The 25,509-nt window shown below is 72.1% G+C and carries 19 protein-coding genes and 2 pseudogenes; 3 read left to right on the top strand and 18 right to left on the bottom strand.

All coding sequences use genetic code 11. The annotated features are described in order from the left end of the window. Nucleotides 1-567: 567 nt before the first annotated feature. From MVA48_RS13055 to MVA48_RS13040, 4 genes are read right to left on the bottom strand one after another with little or no spacing between them, the layout of a single operon-like run. Nucleotides 568-2,523 carry an allophanate hydrolase-related protein gene (locus tag MVA48_RS13055; protein WP_246980971.1) on the bottom strand — a complete coding sequence of 652 codons (1,956 nt, stop codon included), beginning with the start codon at nucleotides 2,521-2,523 and terminating at the stop codon, nucleotides 568-570. Beyond that, on the bottom strand, nucleotides 2,523-3,212 hold the full coding sequence (locus tag MVA48_RS13050; protein WP_246980969.1) for a cysteine hydrolase family protein: 690 nt from the start codon (nucleotides 3,210-3,212) through the stop codon (nucleotides 2,523-2,525). Before MVA48_RS13050 ends, MVA48_RS13055 begins: the two co-directional genes overlap by 1 nt. Continuing rightward, a complete protein-coding gene (locus tag MVA48_RS13045) occupies nucleotides 3,209-4,225 on the bottom strand; it encodes a carbamate kinase (protein ID WP_246980968.1) in 1,017 nt (338 codons plus the stop codon). Before MVA48_RS13045 ends, MVA48_RS13050 begins: the two co-directional genes overlap by 4 nt. Then, entirely contained in the window at nucleotides 4,222-4,782 is a 561-nt protein-coding gene (locus MVA48_RS13040; RefSeq protein WP_246980967.1) for an oxamate carbamoyltransferase subunit AllG family protein, read from the bottom strand. Before MVA48_RS13040 ends, MVA48_RS13045 begins: the two co-directional genes overlap by 4 nt. Nucleotides 4,783-5,392: 610 nt before the next feature. Here MVA48_RS13040 and MVA48_RS13035 point away from each other — a divergent pair. From MVA48_RS13035 to istB, 3 genes are all read left to right on the top strand, one after another. Further along, a complete protein-coding gene (locus tag MVA48_RS13035; RefSeq protein WP_246980966.1) occupies nucleotides 5,393-6,139 on the top strand; it encodes a GreA/GreB family elongation factor in 747 nt (248 codons plus the stop codon). Nucleotides 6,140-6,534: 395 nt separating this feature from the next. Further along, nucleotides 6,535-8,049, top strand: a complete 1,515-nt coding sequence (gene istA, locus MVA48_RS13030) for an IS21 family transposase (protein ID WP_246980965.1) — start codon at nucleotides 6,535-6,537, stop codon at nucleotides 8,047-8,049. Next, nucleotides 8,046-8,825 (top strand): IS21-like element helper ATPase IstB, encoded by a 780-nt coding sequence (istB, locus tag MVA48_RS13025; protein WP_246980964.1) that lies wholly within the window; start codon nucleotides 8,046-8,048, stop codon nucleotides 8,823-8,825. The genes istA and istB overlap by 4 nt, the downstream gene beginning before the upstream one ends. A 638-nt stretch (nucleotides 8,826-9,463) precedes the next feature. Here istB and MVA48_RS13020 read toward each other — a convergent pair. The 14 genes and pseudogenes from MVA48_RS13020 to MVA48_RS12960 form a co-directional block, all read right to left on the bottom strand. Further along, nucleotides 9,464-9,820: a hypothetical protein gene (locus tag MVA48_RS13020; protein ID WP_246980962.1), complete on the bottom strand. Its 357-nt coding sequence runs from the start codon at nucleotides 9,818-9,820 to the stop codon at nucleotides 9,464-9,466. Between the two features lie 13 nt (nucleotides 9,821-9,833). Then, nucleotides 9,834-10,214 (bottom strand): annotated as a pseudogene (locus MVA48_RS24195) (sodium:calcium antiporter); the annotation flags it as partial. A 12-nt stretch (nucleotides 10,215-10,226) separates the two neighbouring features. After that, a pseudogene (locus MVA48_RS13015) lies at nucleotides 10,227-11,593 on the bottom strand (V-type ATP synthase subunit B). Between the two features lie 50 nt (nucleotides 11,594-11,643). Then, entirely contained in the window at nucleotides 11,644-13,446 is a 1,803-nt protein-coding gene (locus tag MVA48_RS13010; protein WP_236834956.1) for a V-type ATP synthase subunit A, read from the bottom strand. Further along, nucleotides 13,443-13,955 (bottom strand): V-type ATP synthase subunit F, encoded by a 513-nt coding sequence (locus tag MVA48_RS13005; protein WP_246980960.1) that lies wholly within the window; start codon nucleotides 13,953-13,955, stop codon nucleotides 13,443-13,445. The genes MVA48_RS13010 and MVA48_RS13005 overlap by 4 nt, the downstream gene beginning before the upstream one ends. A 77-nt stretch (nucleotides 13,956-14,032) precedes the next feature. Continuing rightward, on the bottom strand, nucleotides 14,033-14,857 hold the full coding sequence (locus tag MVA48_RS13000) for a V0D/AC39 family V-type ATPase subunit (RefSeq protein WP_246980958.1): 825 nt from the start codon (nucleotides 14,855-14,857) through the stop codon (nucleotides 14,033-14,035). Beyond that, entirely contained in the window at nucleotides 14,854-15,471 is a 618-nt protein-coding gene (locus MVA48_RS12995; protein ID WP_236834953.1) for a V-type ATP synthase subunit E, read from the bottom strand. The genes MVA48_RS13000 and MVA48_RS12995 overlap by 4 nt, the downstream gene beginning before the upstream one ends. Before the next feature lies 1 nt (nucleotide 15,472). Further along, entirely contained in the window at nucleotides 15,473-17,758 is a 2,286-nt protein-coding gene (locus tag MVA48_RS12990) for a V-type ATPase 116kDa subunit family protein (RefSeq protein WP_246980956.1), read from the bottom strand. A 1-nt stretch (nucleotide 17,759) separates the two neighbouring features. Further along, entirely contained in the window at nucleotides 17,760-18,140 is a 381-nt protein-coding gene (locus MVA48_RS12985) for a hypothetical protein (RefSeq protein WP_246980954.1), read from the bottom strand. After that, the gene (locus tag MVA48_RS12980) at nucleotides 18,137-18,790 is read right to left on the bottom strand and encodes a V-type ATP synthase subunit D (RefSeq protein ID WP_246980952.1); all 654 of its coding nucleotides are present in this window, start codon (nucleotides 18,788-18,790) and stop codon (nucleotides 18,137-18,139) included. The genes MVA48_RS12985 and MVA48_RS12980 overlap by 4 nt, the downstream gene beginning before the upstream one ends. Before the next feature lie 168 nt (nucleotides 18,791-18,958). Then, nucleotides 18,959-19,321: a winged helix-turn-helix domain-containing protein gene (locus MVA48_RS12975; RefSeq protein WP_246980950.1), complete on the bottom strand. Its 363-nt coding sequence runs from the start codon at nucleotides 19,319-19,321 to the stop codon at nucleotides 18,959-18,961. Between the two features lie 1,046 nt (nucleotides 19,322-20,367). Beyond that, entirely contained in the window at nucleotides 20,368-22,032 is a 1,665-nt protein-coding gene (locus tag MVA48_RS12970) for a cation:proton antiporter (protein WP_246980948.1), read from the bottom strand. Nucleotides 22,033-22,135: 103 nt separating this feature from the next. Next, a complete protein-coding gene (locus MVA48_RS12965; RefSeq protein ID WP_246980947.1) occupies nucleotides 22,136-22,630 on the bottom strand; it encodes a hypothetical protein in 495 nt (164 codons plus the stop codon). Further along, nucleotides 22,627-25,344: an HAD-IC family P-type ATPase gene (locus tag MVA48_RS12960; protein ID WP_246980946.1), complete on the bottom strand. Its 2,718-nt coding sequence runs from the start codon at nucleotides 25,342-25,344 to the stop codon at nucleotides 22,627-22,629. The genes MVA48_RS12965 and MVA48_RS12960 overlap by 4 nt, the downstream gene beginning before the upstream one ends. Nucleotides 25,345-25,509 lie beyond the last annotated feature (165 nt).

Genomic DNA, 25,509 nt, shown 5'->3' with positions numbered 1-25,509 from the left:
GCCGGTGCGGGGAGCGGTTCTGTGGGCTGCCCCGGGCTCAGCCCTGCCCTCAGGCGGCGGTACCCCGGTGTCCGCCGCCGGCTCATCGGCTCCCGCGCCGAAGACCTAGTCCGGGGTCTGCTCCAGGGTGTCGCCGTAGCAATCCGGTCTCCGAAGTTGACCACGCGTCATTACCGCAAGACATTATGCGAAATACACATCGTATAAAGATGCCTTGGACCTGCCGGATAGCGACTCCGGGGTCAGGGCGGCGGCCAGCGCGCCGACGGTCTGCCCATTGCAGGCGGATCGGTGCGGCTGGACGGTCGGCTGGCTCGATCTCGGCGTGTCTGCGTCGGGGCGGCACCGGCTTCCCTGCCGTCGGGGTGGCTGGAACTGTCTCCCCGCTCCTGGTCCGGACATGTCGACGAGTGGGGGAGGCAGCTCCCGGGCAGGGGCCCGGCCACGAGTCGGTGACGGCTGGACTCACCGGGGGCGCCGGCGATCGACGCGTGCCGATCGTCGGCGCAGTCTGGGGGTGAGCCCCGCTGCCACGCAGGGCTCACCCCGAGGCTCGGCCGCCCGTGATCAATGCGCCGAGGGCGCCACGGTGGCGCGGTACTGGCGCCAGCCGCCATGGAGGGTGATGTCCGGGTGTCGCTCGGCCATCTCCCGGGAGTAGAGGATGCCCGGCACGACCCGGCCGTCGGCGAGCTGCACGGGGCCGCGGTGGAGGCCGGCGGGCTCGTTCTCGATCACTTTGAGCAGCACATCGGTGGGCACCTGGTAGAGCTCACCGGAGATCGACGCGCCCTCCTCGGCATCGCCCACCTCGTACATTCCGGGGTGCACGTCGCCGATGCTGTGCATCCGGTACCTCGGTGCGGTGGCCGCCTCCTCCAGCAGCTCGGCGCCGGCGAGGTTGCCGTGCTGCTCCAGGCCGCGCATCAGGGTGCCGTTGACGAACAGCAGCTCGTCGTCCAGCGCCGTGTCGACCTCCCGTCGCGAGTACCAACCGAAGCCGGCCAGCAGCAGTGCGAGGAAGGCATAGCCGAGGCTCACGCCGGGGGAAGCGTTCCAGCCGACCTCGAGCGCGTTGATCAGCCCGACGAACGACAGCGCCGCGCCGATGCCCGCGGTGATGGCAGCGGCGTACATCCGCCGGTCGATGACGAAGCAGGCGATGGCGCCCAGCACGATGCCCACGAGCACCGCACCCTGCCCCAGCAGCTTGAGCCCGTCGTACACCACGCCGCCGGAGACCAGCGTGGCTACGCCCACCTCCTGCACGGAGGTCCCGGCCGCGGCGAGGGAGTTGTCGATCAGCCCGGTGGCCCACTCGGCCAGGCTCGGGATCATCGCCAGCACGATCGCCGGGGCGTAGCGACGGGCGCTGACGTTGAACGCCTGGGCGCCGATCACCAGACCGATGAAGAGCAGCACCGGCACCAGGGCCTGCATCGGGAAGATGGCCAGGAAGGTGCCGACCAGCCCGGTGAAGCAGACCACGGCGACGACGACGCCGGTGACCAAGGAATAGCCGATCCGTCCGCCCACCGCCTTCCAGCCCGGGTGGCCGATGTAGACCGCCGGCGGGAAGGGGGAGCCGAGGAACGACCCGACGATCGCGCCGAGGCCGTCGGCGGAGAGCACCTGCCGCACCGAGTACCGGTCGCCGGCCGCCGCGGCCGACTCCACGTTGGTCATGCCCTCGGTGAAGTTGTAGATGCCCAGCGGGATCGCCGAGGCCAGTAGCGGGGTGATGTCGCTCAGGCCGGTGAGCACGTCACCGGTGGGGAACGGCAGGCTCACCGCCAGGTTGGCGATCGACTCGCTGACCGCGCTCGGCTGGAGAATTCCGCTCCACCCGGCCAGCACGGCGATCCAGGCCACCGCCGTCGCCAGGAGCACGGCCACCAACCCGACCGGCGCGTCGCCGGGCAGCTTCCGCCCACCCAGCCAGCCGATCAGGATGAACGCGAATGCGATGAACGCGATCCACGGGGCCTGCCACATCTGCGCGGCAGGGCTCATCGAGATGAACGTGATCGAGATCCCGGCCAGCGCGCCGAGCAGCGCCGCCCGGGGGATCCATCTGCGGATCCAGGGGCCGAACATGGCGCCGAGCAGCACGATGCAACCGATGATGAACGCCCACGCGAGGCCCGCCCGCCAGGCGGCCAGGGTGTCGCCGGTCGCGAGGGCCACCGGCAGCATGACGACGAAGACCACGATGAAGGTGTGCGGCACGCTCGGCCCGAAGGGCAGCGCGGTCACGTCGGAGCGGCCCTCCCGCTTGGCCAGGCTGCGGGCGAGGAACGCGTACCAGATGTTGCCCAGGGGCAGGGCGATGCCCAGCGCCGGCAGGATTCGGCCGTACACGGTCTCGCTGGGGATGTTCACCACGACCAGGCAGAGCCCGGTCAGCACGATGACGTTGAGCAGCACGTTCGTGCCCAGGCCGAACAGGCCGTTCCAGTCGCCCTTGACCCACCACTTGGGCCTTGCGGCCCGGCCGACGGCGGGAGGGGTGGTCGTGCTCATCACATGTCCTTCGCGGGTACTGGGATCGAGTCGAGCGCGCCGAGCACGTCGGTGGAGGTGGCGACCCAGCCGACGATGGCGCCCTGGGCCTTGAACATGGCCAACGCCGACTCGTGGAACTCAGGGAAGTACGAGCCGGTGCCGTCAGAGAGGATCAGTGCCTCGAAGCCGCGGTCGTTGGCCTCCCGCACGGTCGACTGGACGCACACCTCGGTGGTGACGCCGGTGACGACCAGCGAGCTGATGCCCCGCGCCCGCAGGATGGTCTCCAGGTCGGTGGCGTAGAACGAGCCCTTCCCGGGCTTGTCGACCACCACCTCGCCGGGCAGCGGGGCGAGCGCGGGGACGATGTCGTGGCCCTTCGAGCCGCGGACGAGCAGCCGGCCCATCGGGCCCTCCTCGCCGATGCGCAGCGACGGGTTGCCCCGGTCGCGCTTGGCGGGGAAAAGGTCGGTGAGATCCGGCCGGTGACCCTCGCGCGTGTGGATGACCGGCCAGCCCCGCTGACGGAAGGCGGCGAGGACGGCCCGGGTGGGCTCGACGGCGGTGCCCAGCCGTGAGACGTCGTTACCGAGTGACTCGCCGAAGCCGCCGGGCTCGACGAAGTCCCGCTGGAAGTCGATGCACAGCAGCGCGACATGAGCCGGGTCGAAGGTGTAGGGGAAGGGTTCGGCCGGAACGGTGATCATCGGGGTTCTCCTGCTTCCTCGGCGCGAAGCGCCGGTGACAGCGCGGGACCGGGGTGGTCCGGCGACGTAATGGAGGTGCCGGCTCGGCCGGCGAGTGCGTCGCGCAGCCGGGGCAGCGAGGTGATGACCGCGCGCCGGCCGCCGCCGGCCAGGAAGGACAGGGCCGACTCGACCTTGGGGCCCATCGACCCGGCGGGGAACTCGCCGGCCTCGAGGTGGCCGCGCAGCTCGTCGGGACCGACCTCGGCCAGCGCCCGCTGCTTGGGCGTGCCGAAGCCGACGTACACGTGGTCGACTCCGGTGACCAGCGCCAGGGTGTCTACGGCAGCGGTCACGGCCAGCAGCGCAGAGGCGCGGTCCTTGTCGATGACCGCGTCGACGCCGCGCCACCCGCCGTCCTCCCGCAGGACCGGGATGCCGCCGCCGCCGGCGGCCACGACGACGGCGCCGGCGTCGACCAGGACCCGAATCTGGTCGGCCTCGACTATCCGTGTCGGGCGCGGGCTGGCGACGACCCGCCGGACAACGCCAGCGGATGTCTCCGCGACCGTCCACCCCTCCTCGGCCACCCGCCTCCGGGCCACCTCGGGGGTCATCTGTGAGCCGATCGGCTTGGTCGGCTCGTTGAATGCCGGGTCGTCGACGGCCACCTCGGCGTGGGTGAGCACGGCCACCGCGCGCGCCGCCAGCCCCCGCCGCTCCAAGGCGCTGTCGATGGCCACCGCGAGGATGTGGCCGATGCCGCCCTGCGAGTCGGCGACGGCCAGCCACAACGGCAGCTCCGGCAGCCCTTCGATGCCGGCCTCAGCCGCGACCAGCTCCCCGCGGCGCAGGATGAACCCGACCTGCGGGCCGTTGCCGTGCGTGACCAGCACCGACCAGCCGTCCGTGACCAGGTCGGCCACTTGCTCGGCGAAGGCCGTGGCCCGCTCCTGCTGGCGCGGTATGGAGCCGGCCTCGCCGTCGAGAACCAGCGCGTTGCCGCCGATGGCCACCAGCGCGGTGCGGCTCATCGGGCGTCCCGCGCCTCGGTCAGGGCCTGTACGACGTGTGCGAACACCCCTCGCGGATCGGTGACGATGCCGGTGTCGAGCACCTCGAGCACGTCGACGCCGCTCGGGCTGCCCACGAAGTCCAGGGACGGCGGCAGCGGGGCCCGGTGCGGCGTCAGCCTGATGCGCCGAATCGCCTGGGCCGTGGCCAGCGCATCGTCGGGTGTGCCGCGGATGAGCCTGTTGGTGACGGGGGAGGCGGTCATCGCGAAGCCGCCGCTGCCGAGGGTCCAGATGATCGCCGGGCCGCCCAGCTCGGGGCTGGCGTCCTCGGCGCCGAAGCCCGCAGGCTCGGCGGAACCTGTGAGAGCTGTGAACCAGCGATCGCCCCGGCCGGCCACCCGCGGCATGGACTCCACGCCGTTGTACGCCATGGCGGTGACCGGGGTGGCGTTCTCCGCGCCGATCGAAGCGTCCAGGACTCCCCTGGCCGAAGCAATTGCGGCGCGGTGGACGGGGCCCGCCCTGGGGCCCGATGCCGGTGCCGCGGATCGCTTCGCCGTCGAGGTCCTGGTCATGGGGCCACCCTTCGAACCTTCGAGCTAGCCCGAGACTAAGAGTATTACGCGAAAATCGAATCGCGTAAGGGGCTGCCGTCCGGCAGAGTGTCCAACCGGTGACTCTGGCGGTGCAGGGGCGAGCAGGGCGCAGCCCGTCTCGCCGCGTTCCGAGGCACCCGGACCAGCCGGGGGCAGCCCGGGTGGCCAGGGCAATCTCGAACGCGGAGCGGCAGGAGTGCGAGTCTTCCGTCTCCACCCGGGGCCGCATCGTCACGCGGTGTTCTTTCGGAGTCAGGTTGTGTAGTTGGAACGCGCCCGAGCGCGGTCGATGCGGCAGGAGAATAGAGCGAAAAGGTCTACACGATTCCCACTTCGGTTATACAGTGACCGGAACCCGAGAGAGGCGATCGTCATGACGAGCACCGGTGTCCCCGTCAGGAGCGCGGGCAGTGCCCGCGCTGGGTTTTCGTACCCAACCCGCGAGCGGTGCGGGTCCCGTGAAGCCGGCGGGAGGGTGCCGGTGACGAGACCGGCGCAGACGACCCCCACGGTCATCGCGCTCCTCCGAGATGAGCCATCGGACATCCCGGTCATCAGGATTGCCGCGCGGCGGGCCCATTCTGTGAGTGTGCCGCTGCTCGTCGTCGTGGCACCGGGCCAGGGCACCCAGCACGGCCGCCTCCAGGGTGGGCGGCAGAAGAGCGAGGCGCCGCCCGTGGCGGCGGCAACCGCTCGTGTGCACACGACCCTTCAGCAGGCAGGCGTGACGGTGAGGACGAGCCTCGCCATCCTCCACGCCTCGGTCAACCCGGTCCACCAGCGGAAGCATGCGGCCGACGTGGCGGTCCGCACGGCAGCACGGCTGCAAGCGGACCTGGTGTCTGAGAAGTCCGTCGGGCTGGAGCTAGATCATCCGTTGCTCACGCCGGGAGGCGCCCTGCTTCTGGAAAAACGCCTCGAGCGCTGCCGCACGGAGCTTGCCGACCTCATCACAGGTGGGCATGGAAGTAAGGCACTCGAGATCACGACGCTCATCTGGGACGAACTGCGCGGATTGGAGGCCGTCCTGCTTTCCGCCAGGATCCTCGCTCACCGAGGTTCCCTCCCGTGGGTCGAGCTGGGCAGTCGAGTTCGGGTGGAGACTCCAGAAGGCGAGTTGACGGTGTTGATCGTTCATCCGATCGAGGCAGTCTTGGACGCCGAGCGCATCTCGAGCCTCAGTCCGTTGGCCCAGGCCCTTCTCGGTCGCTGCGCCGGTGAGATGGCCGAGGTGGCCGCGCCATGCGGTCACTACCGCGTCCGAATCCTGGCCGTGGGCGCCGGCGAGCCGACGGCGAGAGGGCGTGGGCGCACTCTCGATCCTGTCAGGCGGTGAGGGTTCGGCACGGTCACGACGTCGGGGTACTCCGACCTCCCGCCTCGGTCGCTCGGTCGCGCATGGCCGATGGGCCGGTCGAGTCGGCAGACCTCGACGCCCTCGACGTCCTGGGTGATCCGCCTGCTTCCCCCGCCGAGGAGAATCGATGGCAGTACGGGCAGGACGTCGAGGACCGCGAGCTCCGGCCCAGTCGAGCGTGCTCGACGTCATAGACCTGCCGGACGCATGTCCGTGGCCGTGCCAAAGTCCCCACTGGTGGCCATCGAGAAGTCCCCGCTGATGGCCAGGTGAAGGTCCCCGTCCCTCGCTCGTCGTGTCGATCGTGAGCTGAGGCCCTGGGCGGTGACGGTGGCGGTGTCTAGCCAGTCACCGCACCGCCCAGGGGAGCTCCATTGAAGTCTGCGAGGGATGAGTTGGACGTCATCACCGCCTACCGCGAGGTGGGCAGCTACCGGGGAGCGGCCGCGATCTGCGGCACCACCCACAAGACGGTGAAGCGGATCATCGAACGGCACGAGGCCGGCGGGCAGCGCCCGGTCCGGCCGCCGCGGCCGGCGAACTATGAGGTCGTGCGCGATCTGGTGGCCGGCACGGTCAAGAAGACGCACGGGCGGATCAGCGCCAAGCGGCTGCTGCCGACGGCGCGGGCGGCCGGGTATGAGGGGTCGGCGCGCAACTTCCGGCGGCTGATCGCGGCCGAGAAGAAGGCGTGGCGGCAGGCCAACGCCCGCAGCCGCCGGCCGGCGGTGTGGGCGCCGGGTGAGGTGCTGGCCATCGACTGGGGCACCCTCGGCGGGCTGCACGTGTTCTGCGCGGTGCTGGCGTTCTCCCGGGTTCGGTTCGTCCGCTTCGCCACCGACGAGCGCGCCGAGACCACCCTGGGGCTGCTAGCCGAGTGCTTCGAGGTCCTCGGCGGGGTGCCGAAGGTGGTGCTGGCCGACCGGATGGGCTGCCTGAAGGGCGGCGTGGTCGCCGACGTGGTGGTGCCGACCCCGGACTACGTGCGGTTCGCCGCGCACTACCGGTTCCGTCCGGACTTCTGTCGGGCCGCCGATCCGGCCAGCAAGGGCATCGTGGAGAACCTGGTCGGCTACGCCAAGACCGACCTGATGATCCCGCAGGCCCCGTTCGCCGACCTGACCGCGGCGAACGCGGCGGCGGCCGCCTGGTGCGACGAGGTCAACGGCGTCGTGCACTCGGAGATCGCCGCGATCCCGGCGGCTCGGCTGGAGACCGAACGGGAACTGCTGGGCGCGATGCCCTCGCTGCGGCCCAGCATCGGACGCACGACGCTGCGCAAGGTCGACAAGCTGTCCTGCGTGCGGTTCTCCTCGGCTCGCTACTCGGTGCCGACCGCGCTGATCGGCACCCAGGTCGCACTGCTGGCCGCCGACGGCCGACTCACCGTGGTGGTGCCGGGCACCGGTGAGGTCGCCGCCGATCACGCCCTCGTCGCGCCGGGCGAGGCCAGCGTGCTGGATGAGCACTACGGCGGCCCCCGCCGGGCACCGCAGCGGGCGGCCCGCCCGAGGACGGCGGCGGAGAAGGCGTTCTGCGCCCTCGGCCCGGTCGCCGAGCAGTGGCTGGTCGGCGCCGCCGCGGCCGGCAACACCCGCCTCGGCCCCGAACTGGTCGAGCTGGCCGCCCTCGAGGCCTCCCACGGCCGCGAGGCGCTGACCGCCGCGCTCGGTCGAGCGGTCGCCTTCGGCCGCTGGCGCGCCGCCGACGTGCGTTCGATCCTGGCCGCCGGCGCCGGAGTCGCCGATGTCCGCCCCGCCGGGGAAGCCCTGGTCATCCCGCTGCCAGCCACGGCCACCCGGCCGCTGGCCGCCTACTCCCTGGACAGCCTGCGCGGCGGGGACCACTCCACTGACGGCTCGGCCGCGGCCACCGGGGCGGGGGCATGACCGCCACCGCACCGGCGCCGCTGCCGGCCGACCTGGAGGGCGGGCTGCGCCGGCTCAAGCTCGCCGCGATGCGCTCACTTGCCCCCGAGCTGCTGACCACCGCCAAGACCCAGCGCTGGGCACCGGAAGAGTTGCTTCGCGCCCTGGTCGAGGCCGAGATCGGCGCCCGGGACGCCTCCAACACCCGGCTGCGGCTGAAGGCCGCCGGCTTCCCGATGCTCAAGACGATCGAGGAGTTCGACCTGACCGCGAGCAGCATCCCCGCTCCGACCTGGGCCTACCTGACCAGCCTGGAGTGGATCCGCGCTCGGGAGAACCTCTGCCTGGTCGGCCCGGCCGGCACCGGCAAGAGCCACACCCTGCTCGCCCTCAGCCACGCCGCCGTGCTCGCCGGGCACCGAGTCCGCTACTTCACCGCCGCCGACCTGGTCGAGAACCTCTACCGCGGCCTGGCCGACAACAGCGTCGGCCGGGTCATCGACACACTGCTGCGCAACGACCTGATCATCGTCGACGAGGTCGGCTTCGCGCCGCTGGACGACACCGGCACCCAGCTGCTGTTCCGGTTCGTCGCCGCCGCCTACGAACGCCGCGCTCTGGGCATCGGCTCGCACTGGGCCTTCGACCAGTGGGGCCGGTTCCTGCCCGAGCACACCACCGCCGTCAGCCTGCTCGACCGGTTGCTGCACCACAGCGTCGTCATCGCCACCGACGGCGAGTCCTACCGGATGCGCCAAGCCCGCACCCGAGGAGGTGACCGCCCCACCACACGCTGATCAACCGCGAGGGGCGGGGACTTTCACCTGGCCACGAGCGGGGACCTCAGCTTGGCCGTTGACAGACGCATGTCGGCGGAGATGGTGAAGGCCTGGTCCTCTGGTCGGCGGTTCTCCGCCACCGCGGCAGTCACCCCACGCCAACCGGAGTGAACGATCGCAGCGTGTCAGGCAGACCGGTTCACGGGTGCGTGAACGCGCGCGCTTTCGGCTGCACCACGACAATCACGGAGGTCACCGACCCGTGGGTGAACCACACTGTCAGGTGAGTATTTCGACGCCCTTGGGGGTGGTTCGCTGCCCCGTGTCCACCGGCACCACGCCGAGGGGGGATAACGAGCGTCGCCATCACGGGTCAGGGTCTCGACGAGGCCCTGCGCCGGACTCGAGCCCGCGAAACGCGGGAGAGGGTGATGCAACCGTCACCGTCAGCCTGCCGGCGCCGGAGGAAAGCGCAGGAGCACGGCGACGAACGCGGCGTAGCCGGCCAGCAGGAGCACCCCTCGGCCACGACCGAGCCGCCCGGACCGGCCGGGCGTCGCCAAGGCCAGCAACCCGACGCCGGACGCCGAGGCCGGCCGCGGCCTCGGCGGGCGGCACGTCGATGGGAGCGAGCAGCGCGGCGACGGCGACGACGATCAGCCCGTTGAACAGCAGGCTGCCCAGCACCAGCCCGAACCCCATCCCGCCGTGACCTCGCCGCGCTGGCCACCACGGCGGTCACCAACTCCGGCGGTCACCAACTCCGGCGTCCACGTGCCGATCGCGACCAGCGTCGCCCCGACGGCGAAGTCGTCCATGCCCAGCCAGGCGCCGATGCCGCGGGCGGCCGCGACGACCAGGGCAGCGGAGGCCATCAGAAGGCCGAGGCCCGCCACGGCGGCGGCCCCGGCGGGAAGTCCGCGCGCCCGGCGCGGGGTGTCGTCGGCGCGCCTGGTGCGCAGCGTCTGGTGCAGCACCAGGCCCAACCATCCGCCGAAGGCGACCAGCAGCACTAAGTCCGTCGCCCCGGTCCAGCCGCCCGAGGGCGGCCAGCACTGCGGTGAGCAGGGGAGCGATGAGCGCCGCCGTCAGGTCACGCCGCACGGCGCGGCGCGGCACGGCCAAGGACGCGATCGCCGCGGTAGCGCCCAAGACCAGGCCGAGGTTGGCGACGTTGGCGCCGAGCGCGTCGCCGAATGCCAGTTCCGGCCGCCCGGCCGTGGCCGCGGCCACCGCCACCGAAATCTCTGGACTGGAGGTGGTGAAGGCGGCGACCGTGGTCGCGATGACGGCCGCGGGTACCCGTGCCCAGGCCGCCAGCCCGACGGCCCCGCGCACGAACAGTTCCCCGCCCGTGGCAGCCAGCGCGAGCCCGGCGAGGAGGGCCAGGAGGTCGCTCGCCGCCATCGGCCCGCAGGGTCAGGTGGGGGGGCGGTATCGGGCGAGCAGCCCCGCGGGGATGCGGGTCAACTCGTCGTCCGGGAAGTCGGCCAGTAGCTGCCAGGCGGCGTCGAGGGTCTCGGTGATACTGCGTCGCCCGGCGCCCTGACCGACGAACTCGGCCTCGAAGGCGTCGGAGAACGCCAGGAAGCGGCGGTCGTCGTCGGCGAGCGCCCCCTCGCCGACGATGGACAGCAGCCGGCGCACCTCGATTCCGCGGGCGTGGCAGGCGTAGAGCTGGTCGGCCACCGCGCGGTGGTCCTCTCGGGTCTTGCCCCCGCCGATGCCGGCGTTCATGAGCCGGGACAGTGAGGGCAGGACGTCGATGGGCGGGGTGACCCCGGTGCGGTGCAGCTCGCGGGAGAGCACCACCTGCCCTTCGGTGATGTAGCCGGTCAGGTCCGGCACCGGGTGGGTGATGTCGTCGTCGGGCATCGACAGGATGGGCAGCTGGGTGACCGAACCGGCCCGCCCGCGCACCCGGCCCGCTCGCTCGTACAGCGTGGCCAGGTCGGTGTACATGTAGCCGGGGTAGCCGCGGCGGCCGGGCAGCTCCTCGCGGGCGGCGGAGATCTCGCGCAGCGCCTCGCAGTAGCTGGTCATGTCGGTGAGCACCACCAGGACGTGGAGCGCGTGCTCGTAGGCCAGGTGCTCGGCGATGGTGAGCGCCACCCGGGGGTGAGGATCCGCTCGACGGTCGGGTCGTCGGCGAGGTTGAGCAGCAGCACCGAGCGCTCCAGCGCGCCGGTCGCCGCCAGCTGCTCGGTGAAGAAGTCCGCGGTGCGCCGGGTGACCCCCATCGCGGCGAACACCACCGCGAAGCCGGCGTCGTCGCCGGGCACGCGCGCCTCGGTGGCGATGCGGGCGGCCAGCTCGTCGGCGGGCAGGCCGTAGCCGGAGAAGACCGGCAGCTTCTGCCCGCGCACCAGGGTGAGCAGTCCGTCGATGGCCGAGACGCCGGTTTCGATGAACTCGTCGGGGTGGTCGCGGGCCACCGGGTTCAGCGGCATCCCGCCGACGTCCCGTTCGTCCTCGGGGATCGGCTCGGGGCCGCCGTCGCGCGGGCGGCCGGCGCCGTCGAGGATGCGGCCGAGGTAGTCGCGGCCGACGCCGGTGCGGGCCGGCCGGCCGCGGGACAGCACCGTGGTGCCCTCGCGGCCGATTCCCGCGGTGCCACCGAAGACCTGCACGACGGCGCGCGAGCCGTCGACCTCGAGGACCTGACCGCGACGTGTGACAGGCGCGCCGTTCGTGTCGCCGGCCGCCTCCACCTCCACGAATTCGCCGTAGGCCAGGTCGTCGGCGCTGTCGATCACCAGCAGTGGGCCGGTGATGCGCGCGACCATGGTGTGGCCGATCGTGTGGAGCGGCTCGGTCGGGGCGGCGGGAAAGGCGGTCATCGTGTTGCCTCCAGAGCGGTCCGCACCCGGGCGGCGAGCATGGGTGCCTCGGTGACGGCCTCCTCGGCCGTCCACTGCTTCATGCCGGTGAGTTGCCCGAGCGCCGGCGATGCGACCAGCGCAGCCGGGTCCGCGCCGCGGGCGAGGGCCACGGTCATGGCCGTGTGGGCGACGCGCAGCGCCCGAAGCATGGCCGCCGACTTGGCCGGCGGGCAGCTGGCGTCACGCTCGTCGAAGGACGACTGCTGCAGGAAGGCCTCCCTGAGCAGCCGGCCGGTGCGCAGCACCACGCGTTGCTCGGGGGCCAGCGCCTCCACGCCGAGCAGCTGGACGACGTCCTGCAGGGAGCCTTCCTGCTGGAGCAGCGCGAGGGCCCACGCGCGCAGCTGCGACCAGTCGGGGGCCACCTCGCGGTCGAACCAGCCGACGACGTCGTACTGGGAGAAGCTGCGGGTCCAGTTGACGGCCGGGTAGTGCCGCTGGCGGGCCAGGGCGGTGTCCAGGCCCCAGAAGGCGCCGGCCAGCCGCAGGCTGTTCTGGGTGATCGGCTCGGAGAAGTCGCCTCCGGCCGGGGACACCGCGCCGATGACGGTCACCGAGCCGGTGCGGTCACCGTCATCGCCGGAGCCGCCCAGGCACACCACCCGCCCGGAGCGCTCGTAGAAGCTGGCCAGCCGGGAGGCCAGGTAGGCGGGGTAGCCGTCCTCGGCGGGGATCTCCTCCAGCCGGGTCGACACCTCCCGCAGCGCCTCGCCCCATCGGCTGGTGCTGTCGGCCATGAGGGCCACGTCGTAGCCCTGGTCGCGGAAATACTCGGCGTAGGTGATGCCGATGTAGATGCTGGCCTCGCGGGCGGCAACGGGCATGTTGCTGGTGTTGGCGACGAGCACCGTCCGCTGCATCAGCGGCGCCCCGCTGCGGGGGTCGACCAGCTCGGGGAACTCCTGGAGTACCTCGGTCAGCTCGTTGCCCCGCTCGCCGCAGCCGACGTAGACGACGACATCGGCCGATGCGTGCTTGGCCAGCGCCTGCTCGGTCATCGTCTTCCCGGTGCCGAACCCGCCGGGAATGATCGCGCTACCGCCGGCGGCCACCGGGAACAGCACGTCGAGCACCCGCTGCCCGGTCACCAGTGGCCGGTCCAGGGAAAGCCGTGCGCGCACCGGCCGCGGGTCGCGCACGGGCCACCGCCGCAGCATGGGCAGCGGTCGCCCGTCGATGTGCACCACTGCGTCGGTGACCGTGGCCGGACCTGCCTGCACGGCGGTGACCACGCCCCCCGCCCCGGGCGGGACGAGTACCCGGTGCTCCAGTGCCGGTGTCTCCGCCACGGTGCCCAGCACGTCGCCCGGACCGACCCGCTGACCCGGGGTCACCGCCGGGCGGAAGTCCCAGTGCCGCGTGCGATCCAGGCGCGGCGGGTCGGCGCCCCGCGCGATGAACGGCCGCGCGACGCCGCCGTCCGGGCCGGCGCCGGCCAGCTCGGTCAGCGGCCGGCCGGTGCCGTCCACGATGCTGCCGAGCAGCCCCGGCCCCAGCTCGGCCAGCAGTGGGGCACCGGTGGACACCACGGGGTCGCCCACCTTCAGTCCGGTGGTGTCCTCGAACACCTGCACGGTGACCGCGTCGCCGTCGATGCGGATCGCCTCTCCGGGCAGCCCCTCGGAGCCGACACGCACCACGTCGAAGAGCCGGACGCCGGGCAGCCCGACGGCGGTGACGACGGGACCGGAGATGCGTTCCAGTCGGCCGAGGTGCGCCCGAACCTCTTCGATTGCCGGTGCGATGTCGGCGGTCATGTCCGGTCTCCTTCGGGCGTGAACGTGATCTCGTAGCCCACGGAGCGGGCCAGTAGCTCCTGCATGCGCGCCCGCCGTGACCCGGCCGCGGTGTCGTCCTCGACGGGTAGTGGGATGATCAGGGGGACGGTGCTGGCTGCCCACTCCGTGCGGACGGATGCCGGGAGCGCGGCCCAGGTCCGTTCCGCGACGGCGATCACCCCGCCGAAACCGCCGGTGAGCTCGGCGTCGACCAGTTCTCGGACGACGGCGGGATCGCGCTCGGCGACGGTCCGGGTGCCGGCCAGCCGGAAACCGGCCGCGGTCTCGTCCGGGACGATCGCCAGCAAGTCGCCGGGCCACCCCTCCGGCGGCGCGGACGCCGGCACCGGAGCGCTCCTGCCCGTTCCAGCCCCGACGGAGGGAACCGATGGGGGCGCCGGTTCGCCGGCGGGAGCCTGGGTCACCAGCCGGCGGAGGGCGAGGGCCTCCTCCTCGACCGCGGCGACGTAAGCCAGGGGGATCGCCACGCCGAGGGGGTCTCCGGTGCGGAATCCGAGCACGGCCTCCGCGAGCAGGAGTCGTTCGAGCCCCTGGCCGAGTCCGGTCAGGTCGCCGGTGTTGACGGCCCGGGTGAGTTCGGACCGCCAGGCGGCGGCGCGGCAGCAATCGGGTCGCTGCCGCCGCCGACGGCCACCAGGGTCCGAGTCGGAATGGCCCCGGGAGGAAGCAGGTGTGCCCGCATGTCGGCTGGGTCGGAGCCGTTCTGGCTCACGCGCAGCGCCGCCAGCAGGTTGGCCGCGTCCCGCTCCGCGGCAAGAAATCGACGCAGCGGGGCCACCGGCAGACCAGCCTCGGACAGCAACCGCTCGCTCCGGGCCATGGCGACCCGGGCGACCGCCGCCTCCAACTCGGCGAGATCGTCGTGCAGCAGGTAGCGGTCCCAAGCCTGCTGTGCCGCCGTGGCGGTTTCCGGATCGGGCAACCGCGCGGCGGCCAGCCGGTGCACGACCGCCTCAGCTTCCTCGGCCACGACGTGTCGGGCGGCTGCCGGGGTCAGAGCGCCGACACCGTGCAGGGCGGCCAGCACCTCGTCGTCGGGCAGGTCGTGCGCCGCCCCGCGGAGCAGCGTCAGGGTGTCGGCCAGGTCGTAGCGGGCCAGCAGCGCGCCGACCACTTGCCCGGCCTCACCGCGGTACACGTCGCCCACGCCTCGCAGCGCGTGCCGTCGACGTTCTTCGACTGCGGCCAGTAGCGCCTGGCGGCTGACCGGGCCGGGGGCGAGGAGGGGCCCGTACACCGTGGCCCGTAGGTGTGCCGCTAGGCCGGTGAGGTCCTCTCCGGCCAGCCGGGCGACCTGCTCGCGGTCGAGCAGGGCTGCCCGGCGGGCCCGGAGCCGGGTGTTGCCCATGACGAAATCCGGACGCCTCATCGCCGACCTCGTGTCGGAGGTCCGCCGTCGGCTGTGGCGGGGCGGGACCAGTGCGCGGCGATGGCCGCCCGCTGGCCGGGCCAGGCGGCCTGCAGCCGCGCCTCGAGGGTGTTGTCGATGAACCGGCCACCGGCGTCGGTCACCATGCAGCCGCCCCAGGTCTCGAGGTCCGGTCGCACCTCCAGCCCGCCCCGCTGTCTGGCGGCTAGCTCCCGGGCGAGATCGCCGTCCCGGGGGTCCACCCGTACGGTGACCGGCGCGGCAAGGGCATCGAGAGCCTCGGTGAGGCACCGGGTCAGCAGCCCGCCGTAGCCGGGGCTCTCCCGCACCACGGCCAACCGGTCCTGCGTTCGCTCGAGTACCTGGTGCAGGGCCTGCTCCCGGGCGGTACGCAGGTGCGCGGCCGCCTCGGCCCGAGCTTCGGCGAGCACGCGGTTCGCGGTCCGCGTGCCTCGTGCCTGGGCGTCGGCGAGGGCCGCGGCCCGAACTGCGTCCGCGTCGGCCCGCGCCTCGCCGGTGATGCGGCGGGCCTCGTCCTCGGCCGCTCGACGTACCCGGTCGAGTTCGGCCGCAGCGTCCCCGTCGAGGGAGCGGAGCAGATCGGTCAGGCTCACGTCAGCCGCCGAGCAGCAGGATGATCATCGCGGCGACGGCGAAGCCCAGGATGACCGTGGTCTCGGGCAGCGCGACGAACAGGATCGCCCGGCCGGTCAGTTCCGGTTTCTCCGCGATGGCCCCCATCGCCGCGGCGCCGATGCGGGCCTGGGCGATGCCGGCGGCCAGGGCGGCGAGCCCGACGGCGAGGCCGGCGCCGATGGCGAGCAGTCCGATTTCCATGGTGATCTCCTGTTCTAGGGGTTGGTCAGGACCGGGCTGGTTCGGCTGCGGCACCGGCGACCGGCTGCGCCGGTGCCGGGATCGGCGGAGGCGCGGGCGGTTCCGCCTCCGCCGGTCGAAGGGGGGCGGCGTGCTCGCCGGAGGGGCGGGCAGCCCGGCACCAAGCGGCGAGAACGGGCGACCGTTGCCCTCGTAGAACTTGCTGAAGAACTCCACGTAGTGCAGCCGCAGCGCCTGGACCATCGGGCTGAAGGCGGCCAGCGCCAGGTTGAGCGTGTGGAAGAAGACCGCGATCAGCAGCCCCAGGACGATCGGCGCCTGACGGGCCAGCTCGTTGGCCACGATGGCCAGGTACACCGAAGCCAGGCCGACTGCGGCCAGCCGAAGGTAGGAAAGGATGTTGCCGATCGTGCCGATGATCTCGAGCGGGCCGAGCAAGAACCCCAGGGTCCCGTGCACCACCGAGGCGAGCACGATGCCGACCACCACTGCGGCCACGGCCGGGGTCATCAGGCCACCCGGCAGGAACCCCACGACGACGCCGGCGACGGCGAAGAGGCCGAAGAGCACCATCAGGGTGCCCAGCCGTTCGACGGCATGACCCGCGTGCCTTGCTCGGACCGCCGTCCACAGGCCGAGCAGCAGGCCGAGAACGACATGGGCGGCCCCGACGCCGAGCACGAACAGCAGCAGGGGCTCGAGAGCGTCAGGGCCGCCGCGGTAGAACCACAACGCCGGCATGCCGAGCGCAGAACGGCCGAAGTCGCCGAAGAGCTCCCCGAACAGGGCGCCGAAGATCGTCGACCACCACCCGCCGGCCACCAGGATGCGACCGGCGTCGTCGGCGGGCCCGCTGCGGGTCCCCCAGCGGCGGCGGATGCCCCATCCGGCGGCGACGAGCAGGAGGCCGTAGCCGATGTCCCCGACCATCATTCCGAAGAGCAGCGGGAGGACCACCGCCATGAGGCCGGTGGGGTCCAGTCCGCCCTGGGCCGGCCAGGAGAGGAACCCGACGAGCCGCTCGAAGGGCCTGAACACTCGCATGTTGCGCAGCAGCGTCGGCGGTGTTCCGGCGTGGTCCCTGGCGCGGAGTTTGATCACCACGACCGGCCGGTCGGTCCCGGAGAGGGCGCCGGCCACCGCCACGGTGCGGGACCTCGGAATCCACGTGCGGAGCGCGAACGTTCGGGCGCCTACGTCGGCCTGGCCGGCGGCTCGCAGCCGTTCCAGTCGCGCGGTCAGCGTGCCGCGCGCCAGGCGCAGTTCTCGCAGCCTGGGTGCCAGCGTTTCGCGGATGGACCGCTCGGCGGCCGCCAGCTCCGCGGGGAGCGCGGCGAGACGCTCCTGCATCGCTGCCACCGTCGAGGCGAGGGACCGGAGGGGGTAGGCCCCCGGCAGGCTCAGCCGGGCGATGTGGTCGCGACCGAGCAAAGTCTCCACTTCGGCGGTGGCGCTGCTGGGCACGAGCAGGAGGCAGCCGACGGTGGTGTCGTCGACCGGTGCGGCTACGAGCAGGAACGTCCGGCCGAGGGTGCTTTCCAGCTCGGCGCGCAGCTCGCCGGTGAGGGACCTGTCGGGGTCCTCGAGCATCAGCGCGATGGTGGTCAGGTGCAGTTCGGCGAGTTCGCTGTCGGAGAGCTCGGCCAACTCGGGCACGAGCGGCAGCAGCGCGGTGAGCGACGCCGCGCTGCGCGGCAGCGCGTCCGCTTCGGCTCGCAGCTCCTCCAGCGCCGACAGGCCCGCGGCCAACCGGTTCTCCTCGCGGAGGACGAGTTCGGCCAGCTCCGCGGTGGACGGCTCGACGGCGTCGGGCGCGGTGAGCAGCGGCGACGGATCGGCTGGTTCCGCCAGGGTGAGCAGCCGCTCCACGCGGTCCAGCAGGCTGGCTAGCTCGCGCTGCTCGGCATCGGCCCCGGCCGCTGGATCGGGTGCCTCGAACCGTGCGCTCGGCGATCCGGGGGCCTGGCTCACCTCGGCGACGCGCAGGTGCTGCAGCCGGCGCAGGACGTCGTCCAGCTGCTCCCGGTGGCCGAGGATCTCCAGCTGGATCATGGGAACGAGCACGTCAATCCTTTCGAGGATGGCGAGTGAGTGCGTCGGACGTCGAGGATTCCGCCGGAAGGCGGTCCTCGAGCGAGCCCGGGGCGACCCTGGCGAGCAGGTCGGCCACGTCCGCGTCCAGCCGGGCAGCGGCCACCTCGCGCAGCTGCGCCGCGGCGTGCTCACCCGCGGCCCGCACGGCAAGGGCCTCCTGCTCGGCCGCGGCGACCAACTCGGCCACCCGGCGCTGCGCAAGTTCTTCGGCCTCGACGGTCGCCGACTCGCGCAGAGTCCGCGCCTCGGCGGCGGCCCGGTCGGCCAGCTCGGAGGAGGCGCGGGCGGCGGACAGCCGCTCGCCGATCTCGCGCTCGAGCTCTCGGACGGCTCGGAGAGACTCGGTGGTCATCGACTGCTCCGCGAGCGCGCCTGGGTCCGCCGCCGCGCCTGCGTCCGGGCGCGCTTGAGGCGAGCGATCTCCTCGCGCTCGCGTTCGTCGAGCGCCAACGCGATACGGCGGGCCTCCCCGCGCAGCCGCGGGATGACCACGTGCTCCAAGCCGTTGACCTGCCGCGTGGTGCGGGCGATCTCCTCGGCCAGCCGGCGCACGGTCAGCTCCAGCGCGGCGAGGTCGAGCAGCGCATCGACCTCCTCCTCGAAGGCGTCGGCGGCCGCGTCGACGTGCGGGTCGACGAGCGTGGTCTCGTAGCCTCGGGCGCCGGGCGCCCGCCGCACCTCGGCGTGCTCGGCATCGACGACCACGACGCCGGCGACGGCGGAGTCGGTCAGCCGCACCCCGATTCGACCGGCCGCCGCGAAGGACGCCGACTCGACGGCCGCAGTCCCGAGTTCGGCGCGTGCCCGGTCGAGCCGGCGGTGCGCCTGCGCGGCATCGCGGGCCAGCTCCTCCAGGCGCTGCAGCAGCGACGTGCTGCGGGCCTGGAAAGCGCGGACGAGCGCCGTGCGCTTGTCCTGCAGTAGGTCACGGCCCTGGACGGCCAGGTTGGCCCGACGGCGGCGGGCCAGCAGCTCGCTGCGGGTGGCACTCGGTGCGTCCACGGGGCCTCCAGATGGGTCCAGTGCGGGCTCTTGGCGCCGCTGCTCCTGACCCTGATCCGATCGAAACGCAGCATCGGAGCTCGGAGTGAGGAGGCTCGGTCAGCGGGTATGCGATCCATCAAACACGAATCACGCTTCGTCTGTCAAGGCGGTCGTCTCGACTGAGGTCTACGTCTCCTCGCTGCTGAACGCCGCCAGGAACTGGCGCACGGTGCGCACATCGCACACCTCGCTCCCTACTCGAGCGTCGGGGTGGATGGTGTAGCGGTTCCGGCGACCCACCCGCACGCGGTGAAGAAGGTTGGCGTCCTCGAGGTCTCGGAGCAAGGTGAGGGCAGCGCGAGGCGTCACCCCCACGACGCTCGCCAGATCCTGGACGCGCGCGTCCGGCCGCTCGGCCACGGCCAGCAGTAGGCGCGCGTGATGCGTCAACAAGGTCCATGACCGAGCCGGCAGGGGGTCCGGTCGGCGCGCGATCCTGTGTTGTCGATCGGCATCGTGCTGGGCCTGCCCTTGCTGGGTCTCCGTCATGATCGGCCTCCCGGTGGGCTGTTGTCACTGGCGCGGGTCTGTCACCGTGAGGGGCTCCGGCCCGCGCCCGCCGACGGAAGGCCGCGCGGCGGCCAGGACTCACGCAGTGATGAGGTAGCGGCCGGTGCTTGCGGGCGACTAAGAGAAGTGTGGCCCGAGGAAGCCTGGCACGCAAGTTGTTACGCGATTCAAACTTCGCTAGTATGGGTCATCTTTCCGCAGAGAGGTGGTTGCGAGATGGCCTACCAGTGCCCGTTGTGCGGACTCCGCTTCGGTCACCGCACGATGCTCGAGCTCCACGTCCGCGAGGACCATCGCCGTCAGCGTGGTCCGGCTCCTGTCGAGAGCCCACCGGTGCGAGGAGGCCCGCGATGATCGACCTTTCGACGCCGATTCCCGGCGGCACCGCCGACCTGGCCACGGCGCTCACCGTGCTGGTCTGGCTCGTCCTCGCCATCCTGCTCATCGCAGCCATCGCCCGCTGGGCAGGGGCACCGCCCGAGGGCCGCGACGACTCGCGCGTTCCGGCCGGCCGCCCAGCAGGCGGAGACCCAAGGCCACGCGTGGCTGCAACCTTGCTTCCCGGCCGGCGGGCCTGCGTACCTCTTGGATGCCCATGTCGCCGGCGGGCGGTCCACTTGCAGGCGCGGAGGTCCAGGCGGCGACGCAGATCCTCGGTCGATGTTCACGCGACCCGCGGTCCGCGTCGTAAAGCTGGTCGAACGCGGGTTTGAGCCGAGTGCGACCACCATCGCGGTTCGACATCTGGGTGTCGAGCTGAACCCGCCGCTGTGACCTGGCCATCATCGGCGTGCTGGCCGGGTGGCGCGGTGCGCACCATGCCTCCCATGCCCGCGCTCACCGCTTCGCTGCCGACGCCGGCCCTGCCCACAGCATTGCTCCTCCACCGATGACCGATCCGGTGAGCGCGCTACACCACGGTTGACCGGGACGTCATCTCATCGAGCCAGGAGTGGGACCAGAGGCCCCGCGCTGTCGTGCGGAGGGCCGCTGTTCCGGGGCCATGCGTGGAAGGAGCCGGTGCGTCACTCGGCCTCGCTGACGTCCCGGCCCGCCCGTCTCCCGGCCTTATCGAGAAGGATGGCCGCACCGCTGTCGGCGGCCGCGTGGAACGGTCGCAGCACGACGTCCACCCCGGCGGCCTCGAGCAGCTCCGCATCGTGGTCGTTGTGCGCGGTGAGCGCGACCGAGCCGGCGTAGTCGGCGTGCTCGAGCCCGTGCAGCAGAGCCAGGCTGACCGACCGGTCGGGCACGGTGCTGACCACCCAGGATGTGCCATGCAGCGGCAGCGCGTAGATCAGCTCTGGCTCCTCGGCATCGCCGTACAGGGTCTGGGCACCCTCCTCTTTGATGTCCTCCAGGACCTGCGGGTCGGTGTCGACGACGAGGACACGAACATCACGAGCGAGTAGCTGCCGCACGAGCCGGCCTCCGTAGCGGCCGCCCCCGACCACCACCAGATCGACGGCGGCGGCGCCCTCGCCGGAGTCCACCCCGTGCCGCGGCCGACTGCGTTCGAACACAGACAGCATCGGCGCCAGGCGTGCGAAGAGTGGTGCCGAGTACAGGATCATGTACGTCGACAGGGCGATCGTGACGATCCCGACGACAGTGATCAGCCGAACGGTGTCCGCGGTGATGTGTCCCAGGCTGAGCCCGAGAGCCGCCAGGACCAGAGAGAACTCGCTGATCTGGGCGACGGTGAGTCCGGCGAGGAAGCTGGTTCTTTTTCGGTAGCCCATCAGCCCCATGATCACCAGGACGATCAGCGGGTTGCCGATGAGCACGAAGAGCGACAGCACCATGGCGGCCACCAGTTGGCTGGCCGCGTCGGTGAAGTCCAGTCGGGACCCGAGGTCGATGAAGAAGAACAGCAGCAGGAAGTCCCGGAGGCTGATCAGCCGCGATCCGATCGCCTCCCGGTAGGGGGTGGCGGCCAGGGAGATGCCGCCGAGGAAGGCCCCGACCTCGATGCTGAAGCCCAGCCAGTCGCCGAGGCCGGCCAGCGCGATGCCCCACGCGAGGGCGAAGAGGACCAGCAGCTCCTTCGATCGGGCCATCCAGCCCAAGGCCGGCCGGAGCAGGTACCGCATGGCGAGGAGGATGCCGCCGACGAACAGCACACCCTTGCCGAGGACCAGCGCCAGATCGGCGACCAGGTTGTCGCCCTGCCCTGCGGTGCCGAAGGCGGTCAGCAGGATCATCACGAGGACGACGACGATGTCCTGGACGATGAGGAAGCCGACGGCGATGCGGCCGTGCAGCTGGTCGATCTCGCGTTTGTCGGACAGCAGCTTGACGATGATGATCGTGCTGGAGAACGTCAGGGCGACGGCGACGTAGATCGCCTCGACCGAGGACAACCCCAGCATCAGCCCGAGCCCGAACCCGACGATCGACGTGAACGCCACCTGCCCGAGACCGGTAGCAACGGCGACCGGCCCGGTGGTGCGGATGAGGTGAGGGTCGAGCTTGAGCCCCACCAGGAACAGCAGCAGAGCGATTCCCAGCTCGGCCAGCAACGCGACCTGGTCGTTCCCCTCCACCCAGCCCAGTCCGACCGGGCCGACGAGGATGCCCACGGCGATGAAGCTGATGATCAGCGGCTGGCGGAGCTTGACCGCGGCCGCGGCGACCACCGCGGCCACCGCCAGCAGTGCGGCGATGACATGGAAAGCGTGCTCGAACACGGGTGGCCTCCTCGGCCGATCGACCGTCGCTGGTGGGCGGGGGTCAACGGTCCTGGCGGCCGACGGGGACGGTGTCCGGTGCGACGCCTGCGGTCGCCGCGCCTCACACGGCGTCCCGGAGTTGATCCAGGCGGCTGCGGCGGGCGGCGACGACGAGCTTGTCGCCGGCTTGGACGCTTCGGCCCTCGTCGGTCTCGACCAGTTGCGGGGTCGCATCGCAGATCACACCGAGCAGAGCTGCGTCCGGGCCCAGCCGTCGGACGATGTCGCCGGGGGCCAAGCCCAGCGCCGCCGAGCCGCCGGCGATCGTCACCGTCTCGACGACGACCTCTGCCTGATCTGGCGTCGTCGTGGGAACGGCTTGGGCGGTCTCGAGGGTGAAGCGCGCCCCGGTGAGCAGTGCCGCCAGCACGGACGCGTGCTCGGCAGGTAGCCGGACGGTCGTCAGCGGTTCGTCCAGCCGGGGGTCGACGAGGACGAGGTGCGTGGGACCTCGGTCCTCCACCACGACCACGACCTGTCTGCCCTGGTCCGCGGGCAGGCTGTAGCGCCAGCCGATCCCCTGCAGTCGCTCGGCTTGCACGCGCACGTCAGTCATGGCGCCTCCCGGTAGCCGGCGCCGGGGCAGGGTGCGGGGCCGGTGGGTGCCGCCCGCCGCGGGTGCCGTGCACGGCGCAGCCACTTCTCGACCTCGACAACCGCGAACACGACAATCCCGACGGCGGTGATCAACGCCCACCAGGTGGGGTCGATCGGGGCGCTGTGGAACAGGCCGTTCATCCACGGCGCGTAGGTGAACAGCAGCTGCAGGCCCAGCATCGCCGTGAGGCCGGCCGGCACCCAGCGGTTGCTGAACAGCCCGACCCGCCACATGGGCCGGTCCAGCGACCGGCAGTTGAGAAGGTAGGCGACCTGCACGACGACGAACACGTTGACCGCGACAGTGCGGGCGACCGCCACCGAGTTCCCCTGGCCGAGCGACCACTCGAACAATCCGAAAGCGCCGACCAGCATGAGAGCTGAGACCAGCGCGATCCGGCCGGCGAGGGAACGGGTCAGCAGCGGGCGTGACGGCGGCACCGGTGGGCGGCGCATCACTCCAGCCTCCGGCGGTTCGAAAGCCAGCACGAGGCCCAGAGCCACGGCGGTGGTCATGTTCACCCACAGCACCTGTACCGGCAGGATCGGCAGCGTGGTCGCCAGCGCGATCGCCGCCAGGATGACCAGTCCCTGTCCGATGCTGGTCGGCAGGATGAAGGTGATGAACTTGCGCAGGTTGTCGAGGACGCCGCGGCCCTCCTCCACGGCGGCCTCGATGGAGGCGAAGTTGTCGTCGGTGAGGACCATGTCGGCGGCCTCCTTGGCCACCTCGGTCCCGCCCTCGCCCATCGCCACGCCGATGTCGGCGCGCCGCAGCGCGGGGGCATCGTTGACGCCGTCGCCGGTCATCGCCACCACGTGATCGGAGGCCTGCAGGCTTCGCACCAGGCGCAGCTTCTGCTCCGGGCTCACCCGGGCGAACACCGTCGTGCCGGCCACCAGGTCGGGGAGGTTCTCGTCCGGGCAGGCCGCCAGCTCGGTGCCGGTGACGACGGTGGGGATGCCGCCGTGCCCGAGGGCGAAACGCTCCGCGATGGCGCGGGCGGTGCCGGCGTGATCGCCGGTGATCATCTTGACCTCGATGCCGGCCTCCCGGCAGGCGGACACCGCGGTGATCGCCTCCGGTCGCGGCGGGTCGAACATCGCCTGCAGACCCAGCAGCGTGACCCGGCCATCGAGCACCTGCTCGGTCAGCCCGGTCGTGCCCGCCGGCAGCTCGACCCGGCCGATCGCCAGAACCCGCAGCGCCCGCCCGGCCAGCTCGTCCGCGTGGGCGTGCACTGCGTCGGCGTCGACGGCGAGCAGCGAGCCGTCGCGGTGGAGCTCGTGCGGGGCCATGGCCAGTAGCCGCTCGACTGCCCCCTTGATGTAGCCGACGACCCGACCGGACTCGTCCGGGTGCAGCGTGGCCATGTACCGGCGGTCGGAGTCGAAGGGCATCGCGTCCACGCGGGGCGACCGCCTCCTCAGCCGGGCGGGGTCGAGGCCGCCCTTCTCCGCCGCCACGAGCAGCGCTGCCTCGGTGGGGTCCCCGGCCACCTCGCGTCGCCCGGCGACCCCGGTCAGGTGGGTGTCGTTGCACAGCGCTCCGGCAACCAGGCACTCCCGCAGCGCCGGGAGAAGGTCCAGGTCGGCGGCGCCGCCGTCGTCGAGGACCTGGCCCTCGGGGGCATAGCCGGTCCCGGTCACCGGGTGGTGCCGCCCGCCGGCCACGATGGTGGTGACCGTCATCGCGTTGGCCGTCAGCGTCCCGGTCTTGTCGGTGCAGATCACCGTGGTGCTGCCCAGGGTCTCCACCGCCGGTAGCCGGCGGATGATCGCCCGCCGGCGCGCCATCCGTGCCACCCCGATCGCCAGGGTGATCGTCACCACCGCGGGCAGTCCCTCCGGGATGGCACCGACGGCCAGCGCGACCGCCGCGGTGAGCATCTCGTCGACCGGCTCACCGCGTACGGTCCCGAGCGCGAAGGCCAGCGCCGCGAGCCCCAGGATGATCACGGTCAGCGCCCGGCTGAACCGGCCGATCTTGCGGGTCAGCGGGGTCTGCAGCACCTCCGCCTCACCGACGAGCCGATGGATGCGCCCGATCTCGGTGTCGGCACCGGTGGCCACCACGATCCCGTGGCCGCGACCGCGGGTGACCAGGCCACCCGAGTACGCCATGTTGGCCCGATCGGCCAGCGCGGTCTCGGCCGGCAGCGCCACCGGCAGCTTCTCCACCGGCACCGACTCCCCGGTGAGGGCCGACTCGTCGATCTGCAGCTCGTGCACGGTGACGAACCGCAGGTCTGCGGGCACCCGGTCCCCGGTCTCCAGGACCACCAGGTCGCCGGGGACGAGGTCCTCGGACGCGATCCGGTGCCGCACCCCGTCCCGGACGACGGTGGCCTGGGTGCGCACCATCGCCATGAGGGCTTTCAGGGCCTGTTCCGCGCGCGCCTCCTGCACGAAGCCGATGCCCGCGTTGATCAGCACCACGGCGAGGATGACGCCGGCGTCGACCACCTCTCCCAGGAGCAGCGTCGCCACCGCGGCGGCCAGCAGCACGTAGATCAGTGGATGGTGGAACTGCACGAGGAAGCGGACCAGCGGACCCCGGCGATGGACCCGGGGAAGCGCGTTCGGGCCCTCCAGCTTCAGCCGGAGGGCAGCCTCGTCGCGACCCAGACCGCGCTCGTGGTCGGTCTCGAGCAGCAGCACGATCTCGTGCACCGGCAGTTCGTGGTGTTCGCCGCGCGCAGGTGGGCGGAGCGTCCGTTCCGGCGAAGCCATGACTCAGCCTCGTCGGCGGCCGCTGTGCCGGGGGAGGGACCTTCGTCCCGGAGCTCAGGACCGAACGCAGGGTCGTCCGGCCCTCAGCTGTCCGGTCCCGCCGTC

The organism is Blastococcus sp. PRF04-17 (assembly GCF_023016265.1).
GTDB lineage: Bacteria > Actinomycetota > Actinomycetes > Mycobacteriales > Geodermatophilaceae > Blastococcus_B.
This window is presented reverse-complemented; position numbering and strand designations above follow the sequence as displayed.

Excerpts from the sequence above, each read along its gene's own strand:
- MVA48_RS13055 (WP_246980971.1), bottom strand. The coding sequence starts at position 2,523 with ATGAGCACGACCACCCCTCCCGCCGTCGGCCGGGCCGCAAGGCCCAAG.
- MVA48_RS13050 (WP_246980969.1), bottom strand. The coding sequence starts at position 3,212 with ATGATCACCGTTCCGGCCGAACCCTTCCCCTACACCTTCGACCCGGCT.
- MVA48_RS13045 (WP_246980968.1), bottom strand. The coding sequence starts at position 4,225 with ATGAGCCGCACCGCGCTGGTGGCCATCGGCGGCAACGCGCTGGTTCTC.
- MVA48_RS13040 (WP_246980967.1), bottom strand. The coding sequence starts at position 4,782 with ATGACCAGGACCTCGACGGCGAAGCGATCCGCGGCACCGGCATCGGGC.
- istB (WP_246980964.1), top strand. The coding sequence starts at position 8,046 with ATGACCGCCACCGCACCGGCGCCGCTGCCGGCCGACCTGGAGGGCGGG.
- MVA48_RS13010 (WP_236834956.1), bottom strand. The coding sequence starts at position 13,446 with ATGACCGCCGACATCGCACCGGCAATCGAAGAGGTTCGGGCGCACCTC.
- MVA48_RS13000 (WP_246980958.1), bottom strand. The coding sequence starts at position 14,857 with ATGAGGCGTCCGGATTTCGTCATGGGCAACACCCGGCTCCGGGCCCGC.
- MVA48_RS12985 (WP_246980954.1), bottom strand. The coding sequence starts at position 18,140 with ATGACCACCGAGTCTCTCCGAGCCGTCCGAGAGCTCGAGCGCGAGATC.
- MVA48_RS12975 (WP_246980950.1), bottom strand. The coding sequence starts at position 19,321 with ATGACGGAGACCCAGCAAGGGCAGGCCCAGCACGATGCCGATCGACAA.
- MVA48_RS12965 (WP_246980947.1), bottom strand. The coding sequence starts at position 22,630 with ATGACTGACGTGCGCGTGCAAGCCGAGCGACTGCAGGGGATCGGCTGG.